This window comes from Mitsuaria sp. MSU3D (assembly GCF_056867975.1).
On sequence record NZ_CP200314.1, the window covers coordinates 1,751,774 to 1,767,428 of the forward strand.

Below are 15,655 nucleotides of genomic sequence, written 5' to 3' on the forward strand. Positions count from 1 at the left end.
GGGGGCGCCGCGGACGGGCGGGGAACAAGGGACCAAGGACGGGGTCGGGTCTTGCGGCGCCCGGCCTCAGAAGCTCATCCGCGCCGTCACCGTGTAGCGGCGGCCGGTGTCGAACCAGGCGCGGCCCACGGTGCCGATCTGCTGCTGCATCAGCTGCTTGTAGGTCGCGTTGGTCAGGTTCTGCGCCTCGACGCCGAAGGTCACGTGCTCGCTGAACTTGTAGTACACGCCGGCATCGAGCTGCCCGTACGAATCGGCCCACACCGGCAGCCCCCAGGCCACGTTGGTCTGGCCCTGGGTCGGGCTGGCCGGGTTGGTGTCCAGCCCGTCGCCGCCTTGCGTACCGTTGACGTTGACCGCCTGCAGGTACTTCGAACGCCAGCTGTAGGCCAGCCGCGCCGAGATGTCGCCGCGGTCGTACAGCAGGGCCAGGTTGTAGGCGTTCTTGGACAGGTTCTGCAGCGGCAGGTTGCCGAAGGTCCGGCCGTCCGTGTCGCAGCCGTTCAGGTTGAGGTTCAGGTTGCCCGCGGAGTTGCCGCCCGAGCAGTAGGCCTGCGACACCGGGTCGTAGAGCTTGGTCTTGCTGTCGACGAAGGTGTAGTTGGCCTGGATGCCGAAGCCCGACAGCCAGCCGGGCAGCTTGTCGAAATAGGTCTGGAACGCGACCTCGAAACCGGAGGCGCGGCCCTTGGCGCCGTTGATCGGGCCGGTGGTGATGAAGTTCTGCAGCTGGCCCGAGGCGTCGGGGATCTGCTTGACGAAGGTCTGGTTGAGGATGATGTCGCGCAGCTGCTTGTGGAAGGCGCCGAAGGTCAGCGAGCCCGTGCGGTCGAAGTACCACTCGGCCGTGAGGTCGCCCTGCGTCGACTTGATCGGCTTGAGCATCGGGTTGCCCGAGGCGGTGCCGGTCTGCGTCACGTTGCTCACGACGGTCTGGCCGTTCACCGTCGTCGAGGTGAAGTCCTGCGACAGCGTCGTGTAGGCCTGCAGCTGGCTGAAGTCCGGCCGCGAGATGCCCTTGCCCAGCGCGAAGCGGAACTGCAGCTTCTCGCTGGCCTTCAGGCGCAGGTTCAGGCTGGGCAGCGCATCGGTGTAGTTGTTCTGGAAGTTGCCGGCCTCCGAGAAGTTCGGGATCACCGGCACCGGCACGCCGGTGGCGCCCGCCGGCACCTGCTTGCCGGAGAAGACGGTGTAGCCGCTGGCGCGCGACTCGGTGCGGACCACCCGCAGGCCGACATTGCCGTCGACCGGGTACTTCCAGTCGTCCATGGCGAAGCGCAGTTGCGCGAACGCGGCCTGCGTGCGCTCGCGCTGGTCGTTGGTGCCCGCCGGATCGGTGCCGAAGGAGGCCGGGGTCCACGGCGCGCAGGCCGAGGCGTCGCCGCCGTGCTGCTCGGCGCACAGGATGTCGTGGTACTTGTGCAGCGCGGCGTAGCTGTCCGGATAGCCGGACGTGGTGTTGACCGTCGGGAAGATCAGCGACGGCACCGAGGCCTTGCCGCTGAAGAAGTTGTTGAAGTTGTGGACGTAGGTGTTCTGGCTGAAGCGCGGGTCGTTCAGGAAGGCCAGGTGGTTGATGTCCCAGCCGATCTGCCACGGCTGGGTGATCGGCGACCAGTTGTAGCCCGGCACCGTGTTGGTGGTGGTGGCGTCGCGCTCGGTGAAGCGCACGCCGAAGCGCAGGTCCTGCAGGAAGCCGTCCTCGAACTTGTAGCGCGCATCGCCCTTCCACGCCTTCTCGCTGGCCTTGGACTTGTCCTTGTGCTCCATCGTGAAGGCCCAGTAGTACTGGGACGGATCGGCCAGCGCGGCCCGTTGCGCGTCGCTGAAGATCAGCTGGGGCCGGCCGCTGCGCAGGTCGACCGTCTCTTCGGGCAGCTGCACGCCGGTGGCCACCGTGGAGTCGAAGCTGTCGGTGGTGGCGCGGATGTATTGCAGGTCCGACGAGAAGGACCAGCGCTCATTGGCGCGCCAGTTCAGCTTCCAGGCCAGGTCCTGCGTTTCGGAGTTGCGGTAGGCGCTGCGCGTGTCGGCGCCGAAGTTGATGCCCGAGCCGTCGCTGTTGCGCAGCGTGCCGTACAGGAACTGGCCGTTGTCGCCGAACTCGCCGTTGCTGACCTTCAGCTTGTACGGGTCGGATTGGGCGAACAGGGCGCGCTCGTCCCATTGCATGCGGTACTTGCTGCGGAAGTAGGTGAGGTTCGTGTCCACGTCGTCCTTCTTCCACTGCAGCGCGCCGTACAGGCCTTCGCGCTTGCGGTCGAACTCCAGCGTGCGCCACTGCGATCCCTTGGGCACCCACAGCGTGGTGCCGGCGGGCTGGCCGTCGACGGCGTCCGAGCGCGGGTAGTAGGGCTCGACCTGGAAGGCGTCGGTGCGCGTGCCGCTGCGCGAGCTGGCGATGTTGATCAGCGCGCCGAACTCGCCCAGGTCCGTCTTCCAGCGGTTGCTGACCATGCCCGACAGGCTGGGCGAGGACTTCTCCTTCAGGTCCGAATACGTCGTCTGGACCGACAACGCTGTCTTGAGGCCGGAGAAATCGAAGGGCAGGGCCGTGCGCAGGTTCACGAGACCCCCGATGGCGCCTTCGATCTGCTCGGCGGAGGGGTTCTTGTAGACGTCGACCGCGGCCATCAGCTCGGGCGGCACGTCCTCGAAGTTGAGCGAGCGTCCGCCGTTGGCGGAGAAGGAATCGCGGCCGTTCATCTCGGAGCGGACGTAGGTCAGCCCGCGGACCGAGATGCCCGAGCCTTCGACCGAGAAGTGCTCCGGGTCGTTCTTGGCCATGGTGCGATCCATGGTGACGCCGACGATGCGCTGCAGCACCTCGGTGACCGACCGGTCGGGCAGCTTGCCGATGTCGTCGGCGACGATGGAGTCGACGATCTCGTCCGAGTTCTGCTTGATCTTCTGCGCCGAGCTCAGCGCGGCGCGCTTGCCGGTGACGACGACGGTCTCGATCTGGCGGGCGGAGTCCGGTTTCGCGTCGGAGGCCGCGGAGGCGGCAGGGGCGGGCGCCGTCGGCGCGGTCTGCGCGACAGCGATGCCGGCGGCCAGGCCGCCGAGGAGGACGGCCGCCTGCGCGGCGGCGAGGGACACGGGTGTCCGCTGGCAAGTGCTCATGATGTTGTCTCCAATGTTCTGGGTGGGTCCGCTCTGTCGGCGTGACCTCATGCGGGAGGGCGTACTGCTCGGGATCGGGGAGGGAAATCGGGAACGGGCCGCCTGCCCGGTCAACATCGCGGCCGGGAGGGGATCGGGGAGAAGGGCGTGTGCATCGCGACCTCTGGGGAACAGCAGGCCGACGTCAGCCGATGAAGCGGTTGACGAGGTTTTCGAGGAACTCCTGCCGCCCGGATCGCGGCGCGACATCGGTGTTGCGGGTCAGCACGCGATCGGCCAACTGATCCAGGGGGATGCGGCCGTCGAGGATCGCGCGCGCTTCGGGCGCCTCCCAGCCAGCGTAGCGCTGGGCGAGGTGGCGCGCCAGACCGCCGTCGAGGATCATCTGCTCGGCCACCAGCAGCGCGCGGGCGCAGGCGTCCATGCCGCCGATGTGGCCGTGGAAGAGGTCCTCGGCGTCGATCGACTGGCGGCGCACCTTGGCGTCGAAGTTGAAGCCGCCGACGCCCAGGCCGCCGGCCTGCAGGATGTGATAGATCGCCAGCGCCAGCTCGGGCACGTTGTTGGGGAACTGGTCGGTGTCCCAGCCCAGCTGCGGGTCGCCGCGGTTCATGTCGATGCTGCCGAGGATGCCCAGCGCCGAGGCGGTGGCGATCTCGTGTTCGAAGCTGTGGCCCGACAGCGTGGCGTGATTGGCCTCGATGTTGACCTTGACCTCCTTCTCCAGACCGTAGCGGGTCAGGAAGCCGTAGACGGTGGCGGTGTCGAAGTCGTACTGGTGCTTGGCCGGTTCGCGCGGCTTGGGTTCGAGCAGGATCGTGCCCTGGAAGCCCTTGCGGTGCTTGTACTCGACGACCATGGACAGGAAGCGGCCCATCTGGTCGAACTCGCGGCCCATGTCGGTGTTGAGCAGGGTCTCGTAGCCTTCGCGGCCGCCCCACAGCACGTAGTTCTCACCGCCCAGGCGCATGGTGGCGTCCATGGCGTCGCGCACCTGCAGCGCGGCCAGGCCGAAGATCTCCGGATCCGGATTGGTCGCGGCGCCGGCCATGAAGCGGCGATGGCTGAACAGGTTGGCGGTGCCCCACAACAGCTTCATGCCGGTGCGCTGCTGGTGCTCGCCGAGCACGTCGACCAGGCGCAGCAGGTTGTCGTGGCTTTCCTTCGGCGTGGCGCCTTCGGGCGCGACGTCGCGGTCGTGGAAGCAGTAGTACGGCGCGCCGAGTTTCTGGAAGAACTCGAAGGCGGCATCGGCCTTCTGGCGCGCGAGTTCCATCGGCGAGCCGCCCTGGAACCAGGGGCGTTCGAAGGTGCCGCCGCCGAACGGATCCAGGCCGGTCCAGCAGAAGCTGTGCCAGTAGCAGGCGGCGAAACGCAGATGCTCCGCCATGGTCTTGCCCAGGACGACGCGGTCCTTGTCGTAGTGGCGGAAGGCGAGCGCCTGATCGGTGTCGGGGCCTTGGTAGCGGATCGGGTCGATGTGCGAGAAGTAGCTGGTCATGGAGCACCTGCGGGTCGATGTGGCAAGGGCCGGCGCCAGGCCGTCGGGGCCGGGCGCGGGGCGGAGTCGGTGGATCAGGCGGGCCGCAAGGGCAGCGACGGATAGAGCGCGCGGAACACCTGGAGTCGTCCGGCGAGCTGCTCCCGGCGCGCGGGCGAGGGCGTGCAGCGCTCGATGACGGGCGGCGGGGGACAGGACTCGTCGATGCCGTCGCCGGCGGCCATGCGGCCCAGGCGCGCGGCGCCCAGTGCCCCGCCGGCATCGGCATCGGCGTGGCGGACGATCTCGACGTCGAGCACGTCCGCGATCAGTTGCGCCCAGAAGCCGCTGCGGGCGCCGCCGCCGACGATGGACAGCCGCGACACCTCGGTGCCCGCGGCGCGCAAGGCGGCCAGACCGTCGGCCAGGCCGAAGGCGACGCCCTCCAGCACCGCGTAGCCGGCATGGGCGCGACGGGTGTCGTGCGTCAGGCCATGGAAGGAGCCCGTCGCGAAGGGATCGTTGTGGGGCGTGCGTTCGCCGGCGAGGTAGGGCAGGAACAGCGGCGCCGTGGCCAGGTCCGCGGGGTCCAGCGCCTCGATCTCCTCGAGCAGCGCCGCCTCGGTCGTGCCGCAGAGCTGGCAGAACCAGCGCAGCGCGCTGGCCGCGCTCAGCATCACGCTCATCTGGTGCCAGCGCTGCGGCAGCGCATGGCAGAACGCGTGGACCGCCGAGGCGGGATTCGGCCGGAATCGATCGTTGACGACGAACAGCACGCCCGAGGTCCCCATCGACACGAAGCCCAACCCCGGCGCCGTGGCGCCGATCCCGATCGCGCTGGCGGCGTTGTCGCCCGCGCCGCCGGCGACGACGATGTCGCCCGCCACGCCCCAGGCGTCGGCAAGCTCGGCGCGCAGCAGCCCCGAGGGCGCGTTGCTCTCGACCAGCCGCGGCATGTGGGCGCGCGTCAGGCCGGTGGCGGCGAGCAGTTCATCGGACCAGTCGCGACGCGCGACGTCCAGCCACAGCGTGCCGGAGGCGTCCGACGGGTCGCTGACCTTGTCGCCGGTCAGCAGCAGGCGCAGGTAGTCCTTGGGCAGCAGGACGCTGCGGGTGCGATCGAAGATCTCCGGCTCATGCTTGCGCACCCACAGCAGCTTGGGCGCGGTGAAGCCGGGCATCGCCAGGTTGCCGGCGATCTCATGCAGGCCGGGCGCGGCGGCGCTCAGTTCGTCGCACTCGGCATGGCTGCGGCCGTCGTTCCAGAGGATGGCCGGGCGCAGCACGCGGTCCTGCGCGTCGAGCAGCACGGCCCCATGCATCTGACCGGACAACCCGATCCCGCGCAGGCGCGCGAACGCCGCGGGCGCCGTCGCGCGCAGGTGCCCGACCGCGGCGACCAGGGCGCTCGACCAGTCGGCGGGATCCTGCTCGGACCACAGCGGCTCGGGCCGAGACACGGTCAGCGGCGAGGCGGCGCGACCGACCACGGCACCCGCCGCGTCGATCAGCAGCAGCTTGAGGTCGGACGTCCCGAGGTCGATGCCCAGGAAGGTCGGGCCGGACGTCACAGCGAGGTCTCCTCGCCTTCGCTCTCCGCCGGCGTCGTGGCGCTCGCACGCGCGCCGCCGCCGGCCAGCGGCAGCTGGGGCCGGGTGACGCGATAGCGGGCCAGCGCCGCGGCGCCGGCCGCGACGGCGTCGGCGCCGAAACGGGAGGTGCGCACCGGCGTCGGCGCGAGACCGGCGGCCCCGGCGTACTCGTTGAGCGTGGTCAGCGCGGGATCGAGGAAGGCGTCACCCAACTCCACCACGCTGCCGCCGAGCACGATGCAGGCGGGGTCGTAAGCGGTGGCCAGATTCTGGAGCAGCACGCCCAGGTAGCGCCCCGCGGACTCGACCGCCTTGGCCGTCTTGCGGTCGCCGTCGATCAGGCGCCCGCGGATGTCGGGGAGCGAATGCGGGCCGGGCTCCTCGGCCTCGCCGGGACGCAGCATCGCGCGCATCCCGATCAGCGCCTCGGCGCAGCCGCGCCGGCCGCAGGAGCACAACGGGCCGTCGATCTGCAGGATCATGTGCCCGACCTCGCCGGCAAAGCCCCTGGCGCCGGTCAGCAGCCGGTCGCCGACGATCACGCCCGCGCCCACGCCCTGGTTGATCGACACATACAGCAGCGGGTCGACGGGGGCGCCGGCGTTGAATTCCATCTCGCCGAGCGCCGCGACGTCGGCCTCGTTCTGCAGGAAGAGGGGGATGCCGGACAGCGGGCCGCCGTCGAGCTTTTCCGCCAGCAACTGACCCACCGCCACGTCATGCCAGCCGAGGTTGGGCGCGAAGTGCAGCACGCCGCGTTCCTCGTCCACGCCGCCGGGCAGTCCCACGCCGATGCCGATGATCTGCTGCGACGCATCCAGCTGCGCGCGGACCTTGGCGAGCACCGTCGCCAGCACGCCGATGCAGGCCTTGGCGCTGCGGCTCGCGCCGAAACCCGAGACGGCCCGGGCGCACACCTCGCCGGTCAGCGTGGTGGCCACGACGCGCACGCCGTCGATGCCGACTTCGGCCCCGAGCAGCAGCAGGTGGTCCGGGCTGATGAACAGCGGGGTGGGGCGGCGGCCGAGATCGCCGGTGGCGACGACGCTGCTCTCCATCAGCCATCCCTCGGCGATCAGCTCGCGCACGAGGCTGGTGATCGTCGACTTCGTCAGGCCGATGTCCGTGGCGAGATCGGCGCGCGAGAGCCCGGGATGCGCGCACAGGTGGCGGACCAGGGCCATCCGGTTGATGGACTTCAACAGTTGCTGGCCACCGCTGGTGTCGGCTTGCATGCGCGTTGTCTCCTGCTTGTCTTGTTGTAGATGGTCCGCGCTCATCGCGCGTCCATGGGATTCATATTAGTTGGGGCGATGAACTAATAAATAGGAGGAAAACACCTAGGCCCCGTGAGGCCGAGCCAGGATTACTTGCGCTTGTTGTAGACGTCGATGAACACGGCCGCCAGCAGGACCAGACCCTTGATCACCTGCTGGTAGTCGATGCCCACGCCGAGGATGGACATGCCGTTGTTCATCACGCCCATCACGAACGCGCCGATGACCGCGCCCATGATCTTGCCGACGCCGCCCGAGGCCGAGGCGCCGCCGACGAAGCACGCGGCGATCACGTCCAGCTCGAAGCCCAGGCCGGCCTTGGGCGTGGCCGTGTTGAGCCGCGCGGCGAAGACCAGTCCGGCCAGTGCCGCCAGCGCGCCCATGTTCACGAAGGTCAGGAAGGCGATGCGCTGCGTGCGCACGCCCGACAGCCGCGCCGCCTTCTCGTTGCCGCCCACGGCGTAGACGCGGCGTCCCAGCGTCGTCCGCGTCGCGACGAAGTCGTAGAGCAGCGTCAGCACGACCATCACCACCATCACCGTGGGCAGCCCCTTGTAGGACGCCATCAGCCAGCTCATCGCGCCGATCGCACCCGTCAGCAGCGCCTGGCGGAACCAGAAGATGAGGCCGGGCTCGGTCTCCATGCCGTGGCTGCGCGCGGCCGCGCGGTGCCGCCAGGTGACCGTCAGCGAGACCGCCGCCAGGAACATCCCCAGGCCCAGCGTCGTGGGCCGCGGGTCCTCCTGGCCGAAGAGCTCGGGCAGGAAGCCCCCGCTCAATGCCTGGAAGCCGTCGGGGAAGGGCCCCAGCGACTGTCCCTGCAGCAGGGCCAGCGCCAGCCCCTTGAACACCAGCATGCCCGCCAGCGTCACGATGAAGGACGGAATGCCCAGGTAGGCGACGAACCAGCCCTGCGCCGCCCCGATCGCGGCGCCGGCCGCCAGGCAGGCCAGTCCCGCGGGGAAGGCCCCCCATCCGTGCTGCACCATCAGCACCGCCGCCAGTGCTCCGATGAAGCCGCACACGGAGCCCACCGACAGGTCGATGTGCCCCGCCACGATCACCAGCAGCATGCCCAGCGCCATGATGACGATGTAGCTGTTCTGCAGCACCAGGTTGGTCAGGTTCAGCGGCTCGAGCAGCGTGCCGTCGGTGAGCACCTCGAAGAGGGTCATGATCGCCAGCAGCGACAGCAGCATGCCGTAGTCGCGCAGGTGGCGCTTGAGGAAGTGGGCGATGCCGGCCGGCTGGGCCAGGGGATGGGCCGGCGGCGTCACGGCCGCCGCGATCGGTTCAGACATGAGCGCTCTCTCCGGCGCCCACGATGGCGCCCATGATCATTTCCTGGGTGGTGCCGGCGGCGGGGAACTCCGCCACCATGCGACCTTCGTTCATCACATACAGGCGGTCGCACAGGCCCAGCAGTTCCGGCATCTCCGAGGAGATCAGCAGGATCCCGCAGCCTTGCGCGGCCAGGCCGGCGATCAGGCTGTAGATCTCGAACTTGGCGCCCACGTCGATGCCGCGCGTGGGCTCGTCCAGGATCAGCAGGCGGGGCTGCGAGAACAGCCACTTGGCCAGCACCACCTTCTGCTGGTTGCCGCCCGACAGGTGCATGACGCGCTGGTCCACGCCCGCGCAGCGCGTGGCCAGTTGCCGGCGGAAGTTCTGCGCCACCTCGTGCTCGCGCGGCGCGTCCAGCACGCCGGCGCGCGAGACGCCGCGGAGATGGGCCAGCGAGGTGTTGACGGCGATGGATTCGTCCAGCAGCAGGCCGAGCGACTTGCGGTCCTCGGTCACGTACGCGAGCCCGGCGGCGATCGCCTTGGGCACCGTGGACAGGTCGACCTCGCGCCCGTCCAGGCGCGCGCGGCCGCTGATGCGCCGGCCGTAGCTGCGGCCGAAGACGCTCATCGCCAGCTCCGTGCGGCCGGCCCCCATCAGCCCGGCGATCCCGACGATCTCGCCGCGGCGCACCGTCAGGTCCACGCCCTTCACCACCTCGCGCCCCGCCTGCACCGGATGGAAGGCGCGCCAGCCCTCGAGCTCGAACAGCAGCTCCCCGATCGCGGGCGTGCGGCGCGGATAGCGGTCCGCCAGGTCGCGGCCGACCATGGCCTGGATGATCCGGGATTCGCTGAGCGGCTCGGCGGCGCAGTCCACGCTCAGGATCGAGCGTCCGTCGCGCAGCACCGTGAGGCCGTCCGCCACGCGCGTGACCTCCTTGAGCTTGTGCGAGATCAGGATGCAGGCGATGCCTTGGGCGCGGAGTTCCAGCAGCAGCGCCAGCAGCGCGTCGCTGTCGGTCTCGTTGAGGCTGGCGGTGGGCTCGTCCAGGATCAGCAGACGGACCCGCTTGGCCAGCGCCTTGGCGATCTCCACCAGCTGCTGCTGGCCCACGCCCAGCTCGCCCACCGGCGTCTCGGGCGACACGCGCAGGCCGACGCGCGCCAGCAGCGCCACCGCGCGGTCGTGCATCGCCAGGCGGTCGATCACGCCCAGGCGCGCGGGCTCATGGCCCAGGAACAGGTTCTCCGCGATGGAGAGCTGCGGCACCAGCGCCAGCTCCTGGTGGATGATGATGATGCCCAGCCGCTCGCTGTCGGCGATGCCGGCGAAGCGGCGGACCTCGCCCTCAAAGCGCAGTTCGCCGCCGTAGTCGCCGCCGTGGTCGGGGTGCGGGTACACGCCCGAGACCACCTTCATGAGCGTGGACTTGCCGGCGCCGTTCTCGCCGCACAGCGCGTGGATCTCGCCGGCGCGCACGCGCAGCCGGACCTCCGCGAGCGCCGCCACGCCGTGGAAGCGTTTGGTGATGTCGCGCAGCTCCAGCAGCGGGAGGGCGCCCGTGTCCTCGGGGATCGCGTTCATGACGGGGTCCGCACCGCATCAACGCAGCTGCGTGTCCTTGTAGTACGCGCTGTCGACGAGGACCTGCTTCACGTTGGCCGCATCCACCGCGACCGGCTTGAGCAGCACGCTGGGCACGACCTTGACGCCGTTGTTGTAGGTCTTGGTGTCGTTGACGGCGGCGGGCGCCTTGCCCGAGAGCATCTCGTCGCTCACCGTCGCGGCGGCCAGCGCGAGCTGGCGCGTGTCCTTGAAGACGGTGCTGGCCTGTTCGTGCTTGAGGATGGACTTGATCGACGGCAGCTCCGCGTCCTGGCCGCTCACGATCGGGCAGGGCAGCTTGGCCGTGCAGTAGCCGGCGCCCTTGAGCGACGACAGGATGCCGATGCTGATGCCGTCATACGGCGACAGCACCGCGTGCAGCCGGTCCTTGCCGTAGAAGGCCGACAGCAGGTTGTCCATGCGGGCCTGCGCCGTCGACGCGTCCCAGCGCAGCGTGCCGACCTTGGCCATGCCGAACTGCTTGCTGCGCACGACCAGCTTGCCGCTGTCCAGGTAGGGCTTGAGCACCGACATCGCGCCGTCGTAGAAGAACGCGGCGTTGTTGTCGTCGGGCGAGCCGCCGAACAGCTCGACGTTGAACGGGCCCTGGCCCTGCGCCAGTCCGAGCTTGTCGACGATGCTGCGCCCCTGCATCACGCCGACCTGGAAGTTGTCGAAGGTGACGTAGTAGTCGACGTTCTTCGTGCCGCGGATGAGCCGGTCGTAGGCGACCACCTTGATGCCGCGGTCCGCGGCCTTCTGCAGCACCGGCGACAGCGCCGAGCCGTCGATGGGCGCGATCACCAGCACCTTGACCTTGCGGGTGATCAGGTTCTCGATCTGCGCGAGCTGGTTGGGGATGTCGTCTTCGGCGTACTGCAGGTCGGCCTTGTAGCCCTTGGCCTGGAAGGCCTTGACCATGTTCTCGCCGTCGGCGATCCAGCGCGCCGAACTCTTGGTGGGCATCGAGATGCCCACCAGGCCCTTGTCCTCGGCCCGGGCGCCGCCGCCGGCCAGCAGGGACAGCGTCGTGGCGCCCGCCACCAGCAGGGTCCTGGCGAGCGAGGTCCGGCGATTCATACCTGTATGAAACATTGTCGTCTCCTGAATAATTTATGAACGCCGGGCGTTTGTACTGCGACACCGCGGCGTTGTCGATCTCAGTTTGGGCATCGCTGGCGTGGTCGCGGTTATCGCGGCGATGCCGGGGCCCTGTCCGCGCCGAGCGCGATCGAGACGTAGACCAGCGGCGCATTCCAGTTGATCGCGATCTCGTTGCTCGCGTAGCTGCAGAAGTGGTCGAGGTAGGACCGCGCGGGCAGCGCCGAGGGGTAGGGCACCGGGCAGCCCTTCAGGTCCTGCTGGCCGCTGTTGGCGCCACCGACGACGAAGCCGGGGATCGGTCCGGGCACGCCGTCGGCCTCCGACGGGCGGTGATGCGGGTGCATCGGCGAGCGGGCGCCGAAACCGGTCACCATCGACAGGCCCAGGGGATTGCGGCCCAGCACGTAGTCGAACAGCGCCTGCGCGCCTTGCCGATAGACGCCGCCCGCGGGAGCGGCGCGACGCCCGGCGCCGCCGGCCGCCGCACGCGAGGCCTCGAGGCGGTCGGCCTGCAGCAGCACCATCGCCTCGTTCAGCGCGATCGAGTTGCTGCCCCAGTGGAAGTCCTTGTCGTCGAGCGCGACACCCCATGCGGAGCGCTTCGTTTTCTCGACCAGCGCATCGGCCAGCGCGCGGATGCGGCGCTCGATCAACGCGCGGTCGGCGGCGGCGGTCAGCCGTTCGCGATGGGTCGCGAGCGACATCCAGGCCAGCCCGCGCACGTCGCCCCAGGAGGGGACCGTCATCGTGGTCTGCCCGGGCTTCATCGCGACGTAGAACGCGTCGTCGCCGGTGGCGATGTAGAGCTCGGCGGCGGCCCAGGCGAACTCGTCGTCGAGCGTGGCGTCGCCGTAGTCGCCGGTGTGGATGTCCGGCGGCTGGCGGTACACGGCGTCGGGGTGGGCCAGCGCCCAGGACCAGGCCTGCAGGGCGGCCTGGCGCATGCGCGCCGAGAGGCCGGGCCGCTGGGCCTCGAAGTCCTTGAACACGCGGCTGCCGACGGCCATGACCGCGGCGAAGTCCAGCGTCGCCGCCGTCGTCTTCTGCACGACGAGGCGCTCGCCGGAGCTCGTCGCCGCGTCCGGCATCACGACGCCGTCGAAGTTCGGATTCGTCAGCTTGTGATAAACGCCGCCGTCGTCCGGATCCTGCATCGTCAGCATCCAGTCGAGGTTCCACAAGGCCTCGTTGAGCAGGTCGGGCAGGCCGTTGCCGCTCTCGGGCAGGCCGACCGTCAACGCGCGCGTGCGCGCCGGCATCTGCTCGTAGGCGGCCAGCAGCGTGTAGACGGTGATGCCGGAATTGACGACGTACTTGTTGTAGTCGCCGGCGTCGTACCAGCCCTTGGGGCTGCTGATGACGTCGCCGGTCTGGCGCCTGGGGCCGGCGGCCGAGGCGTGGATCCGCACCTGCGTGTCGGGATGCCCGGCGGGGCGCGCGTAGGGGCCTGCGAGTGCCGGCGTGAGCGCCAGGCCCGCGCGGTTGAAGTAGAACGCCCGGATCGAGGCGGCGGCCAGCGCGTCGTAGACGCCCGCGTCGATCGTCACCGCGTCGGAGTCGGGCAGGCCCGCGACGCGCACCCGATACCGTCCCGGCCGGACCAGCGCGGAGAAGTCGGCGATCCGGACCTTGTCGCGCGACGGTGCCCACAGCGACGCGGTGCCGAGCCTGCCGCTCCACACCGGCTGGCCGGTGTCGGCGTCGACGAGCTGGAAGCGCGTCGCCGCGCCGGCGGGCACGGTGGCGCGCTTGGCCGCGCCGGGCAGGTAGCCGACCTGGTTCACCTCGATGCGCGTGTCGCGTCCTTGGCGCGGGGCCTCCTGGCCCTGCGCATAGGCGGCGGTCGCGCCCACGGCGAAGATCGCGAGCCCGATCAGCATGGCCAGGATCCGGGTCCGCATCACTCGGCCTTCCAGTCCAGGGCGCTGCCGGTCTGCGGCGGGCTGCGCCGGCCGTCGACCTCGACCGTCCAGTCGTAGAGCGCGCCTTCGACGATCCGGGCGCGGTAGTCCGCGCCGCTGCGGGTCACCGTCCCGCGCGCCGCGATCGAGCCGTCCAGCGAGGCGACCGCGAAGGGCGCGGTCGCGCCGTCGTCCAGCGCGAACACCCGCAGCACCACGCCGTCGGCGTAGTCGTAATCGGGCCGTTCGGTCTGCAGGCCCCAGGGCAGCACGGTGTTGGGCGCGACATAGAGCGGCAGGCTCATGAAGTCGTGCGTCTCGCGCCGCCAGCGGCTGCCGTCGACGACCTCGCCGCTGAGCAGGTGCGTCCAGCGGCCGGCCGGCAGGTAGACGTCGACCTCGCCGCTGTCGGTGAATACGGGCGCGACCAGCAGCGCGTCGCCCAGGTGGTACTGGCGGTCCAGCGTCGCGCAGGCGGGATCGTCGGGGAACTCGAGCACCGGCGCGCGCATTGTCGGCACGCCGGTCTCGCTCGCGGCGATCGCGGTCGCGTAGAGATACGGCATCAGCTGATGCTTGAGCCGCGTGAAGCGCTGCAGCACCACGCAGCTCTCCTCGTCGACGAGCCAGGGCACGCGGTAGAAGCTGCTGCCGTGCAGACGACTGTGCGAGGATAGCAGCCCGAACTGGATCCAGCGCTTGTAGACGGCCGGCGGCGGGTTGCCTTCGAAGCCGCCGATGTCGTGGCTCCAGAACGCGAAGCCGCAGGCGGTCAGCGACAGGCCGCCGCGCAGGCTCTCGGCCATCGACTCGAAGTTGGACCAGCAGTCCCCGCCCCAGTGCACCGGGAAGCGCTGGCCCGAAGCGTAGGTGGAGCGCGCGAAGACCACGGCGTCCTCGCCCCGCACCTCGCGCAGCAGGTCGAAGACGGCCTCGTTGTACTGCAGCGCATAGAGGTTGTGCATCTCGACCGGATCGGCGCCGTCGAAGTAGACAACGTCCTTGTCGGGGATGCGCTCGCCGAAGTCGGTCTTGAAGCAGTGCACGCCCATCGCCAGCAGGCGGCGCAGGTGGCCCTGGTACCAGGCCTTGGCCGCGGGGTTGGTGAAGTCGACGATCGCCATGCCCGGCTGCCAGAGGTCGGTCTGCCACGTCAGACCGTTCGGGCGCTTGAGGAAGTAGCCCTCGCGCACGCCTTCGGCGAACAGCGGCGAGCGCTGCGCGACGTAGGGGTTGATCCAGAGGCTGATCCTCAGGCCCCTGGCCTGCAGCCGCGCGAGCATGCCCTCGGGATCGGGGAAGCCGCGGCGGTCCCATTCGAAGTCGCACCACTGGAACTCGCGCATCCAGAAGCAGTCGAAGTGGAAGACGCTGAGCGGCAGCTCCCGGCGCGCCATCTCGTCGATGAAGTGCGTCGCGGTGGCTTCGTCGTATTGCGTCGTGAACGAGGTCGTCATCCACAGGCCGAAGGTCCAGGCCGGCGGCAGCGGCGCGCGTCCGGTCAGCTCGGTCAGCCGCGCGACGGCGGCCTTGGGCGTGGGACCGGCGATGACGCAGTAGTCGAGCGTCTCGCCCTCGCGGCTGAACTGCACGCGGGAGGTCTTTTCCGAGGCGACCTCGAAGGACACCGGACCGGCCTCGTTGACCAGCACGCCGTAGCCGCGGCTGCTGAGGTAGAAGGGCACGCTCTTGTAGGCCTGCTCGCAGGCGGTGCCGCCGTCCTTGTTGATGTTCTCGACCGTCTGGCCGTTCTTCACCCACGGGGTGAAGCGCTCGCCCAGGCCGTAGACGTATTCGCCGACCGCCAGCGTCAACTGTTCATGGACGTGGTTGGCCTTGCCGGCCCATTGCACGTAACCCAGCGAGCGCCAGTCGCTGCGCGTGAGGACCTTGTCCCCCTCGCGGAAGACCAAGCCGTAGCCTTCGCCCTTCTTCACGTCGACCGACAGCGGACCGGAGGTCACGGTCAGCAGCTGATCGGTCTCGGTGATCTGCAGCCGCTGGGGGTCGGCGCCGACCATGGGGACATGCAGCCTCGGCGCCTGGGAGGCGCTGAAATGCTCGACGCTGACCCGGATCACGCCCGGCAGCGGCGAACGCAGCGTCACGGTCAGCGTCGGTCCCTGCAGCGTGTCGCCGCGGTGCTTGATGGGGCGCGTGGGGACCAGCAGCACGACGCGGTCGTCGTGGATGTCCACGGCATAGGTCTCGGTGGCGTAGTGCGCCGAGACGCCCGGCTGCAGCAGCCATTGCCCGTCGGTGAACTTCATGGGGCTCCTTCTCGTT

The 15,655-nt window shown here is 69.7% G+C and carries 9 protein-coding genes; all 9 read right to left on the bottom strand.

All coding sequences use genetic code 11. The annotated features are described in order from the left end of the window. Window positions 1-66: 66 nt before the first annotated feature. The gene (locus AC1VNM_RS07725) at window positions 67-3,123 is read right to left on the bottom strand and encodes a TonB-dependent receptor (protein WP_483106465.1); all 3,057 of its coding nucleotides are present in this window, start codon (window positions 3,121-3,123) and stop codon (window positions 67-69) included. Window positions 3,124-3,307: 184 nt separating this feature from the next. Further along, window positions 3,308-4,624 carry a xylose isomerase gene (xylA, locus tag AC1VNM_RS07730; RefSeq protein WP_483106466.1) on the bottom strand — a complete coding sequence of 439 codons (1,317 nt, stop codon included), beginning with the start codon at window positions 4,622-4,624 and terminating at the stop codon, window positions 3,308-3,310. Between the two features lie 74 nt (window positions 4,625-4,698). Beyond that, a complete protein-coding gene (xylB, locus tag AC1VNM_RS07735) occupies window positions 4,699-6,174 on the bottom strand; it encodes a xylulokinase (protein ID WP_483106467.1) in 1,476 nt (491 codons plus the stop codon). Further along, window positions 6,171-7,430 (bottom strand): ROK family protein, encoded by a 1,260-nt coding sequence (locus AC1VNM_RS07740; RefSeq protein WP_431103673.1) that lies wholly within the window; start codon window positions 7,428-7,430, stop codon window positions 6,171-6,173. Before AC1VNM_RS07740 ends, xylB begins: the two co-directional genes overlap by 4 nt. 131 nt (window positions 7,431-7,561) lie before the next feature. After that, window positions 7,562-8,773 carry a multiple monosaccharide ABC transporter permease gene (gene mmsB / locus AC1VNM_RS07745; protein WP_483106468.1) on the bottom strand — a complete coding sequence of 404 codons (1,212 nt, stop codon included), beginning with the start codon at window positions 8,771-8,773 and terminating at the stop codon, window positions 7,562-7,564. Beyond that, the gene (locus AC1VNM_RS07750) at window positions 8,766-10,343 is read right to left on the bottom strand and encodes an ATP-binding cassette domain-containing protein (protein WP_483106469.1); all 1,578 of its coding nucleotides are present in this window, start codon (window positions 10,341-10,343) and stop codon (window positions 8,766-8,768) included. Before AC1VNM_RS07750 ends, mmsB begins: the two co-directional genes overlap by 8 nt. 18 nt (window positions 10,344-10,361) lie before the next feature. Next, window positions 10,362-11,444 carry a multiple monosaccharide ABC transporter substrate-binding protein gene (chvE, locus tag AC1VNM_RS07755; RefSeq protein WP_377161904.1) on the bottom strand — a complete coding sequence of 361 codons (1,083 nt, stop codon included), beginning with the start codon at window positions 11,442-11,444 and terminating at the stop codon, window positions 10,362-10,364. A gap of 110 nt (window positions 11,445-11,554) precedes the next feature. Then, on the bottom strand, window positions 11,555-13,369 hold the full coding sequence (locus AC1VNM_RS07760; protein WP_483106470.1) for a glycoside hydrolase family 9 protein: 1,815 nt from the start codon (window positions 13,367-13,369) through the stop codon (window positions 11,555-11,557). Next, window positions 13,369-15,639 (bottom strand): alpha-xylosidase, encoded by a 2,271-nt coding sequence (gene yicI / locus AC1VNM_RS07765; protein ID WP_483106471.1) that lies wholly within the window; start codon window positions 15,637-15,639, stop codon window positions 13,369-13,371. Before yicI ends, AC1VNM_RS07760 begins: the two co-directional genes overlap by 1 nt. Window positions 15,640-15,655 lie beyond the last annotated feature (16 nt).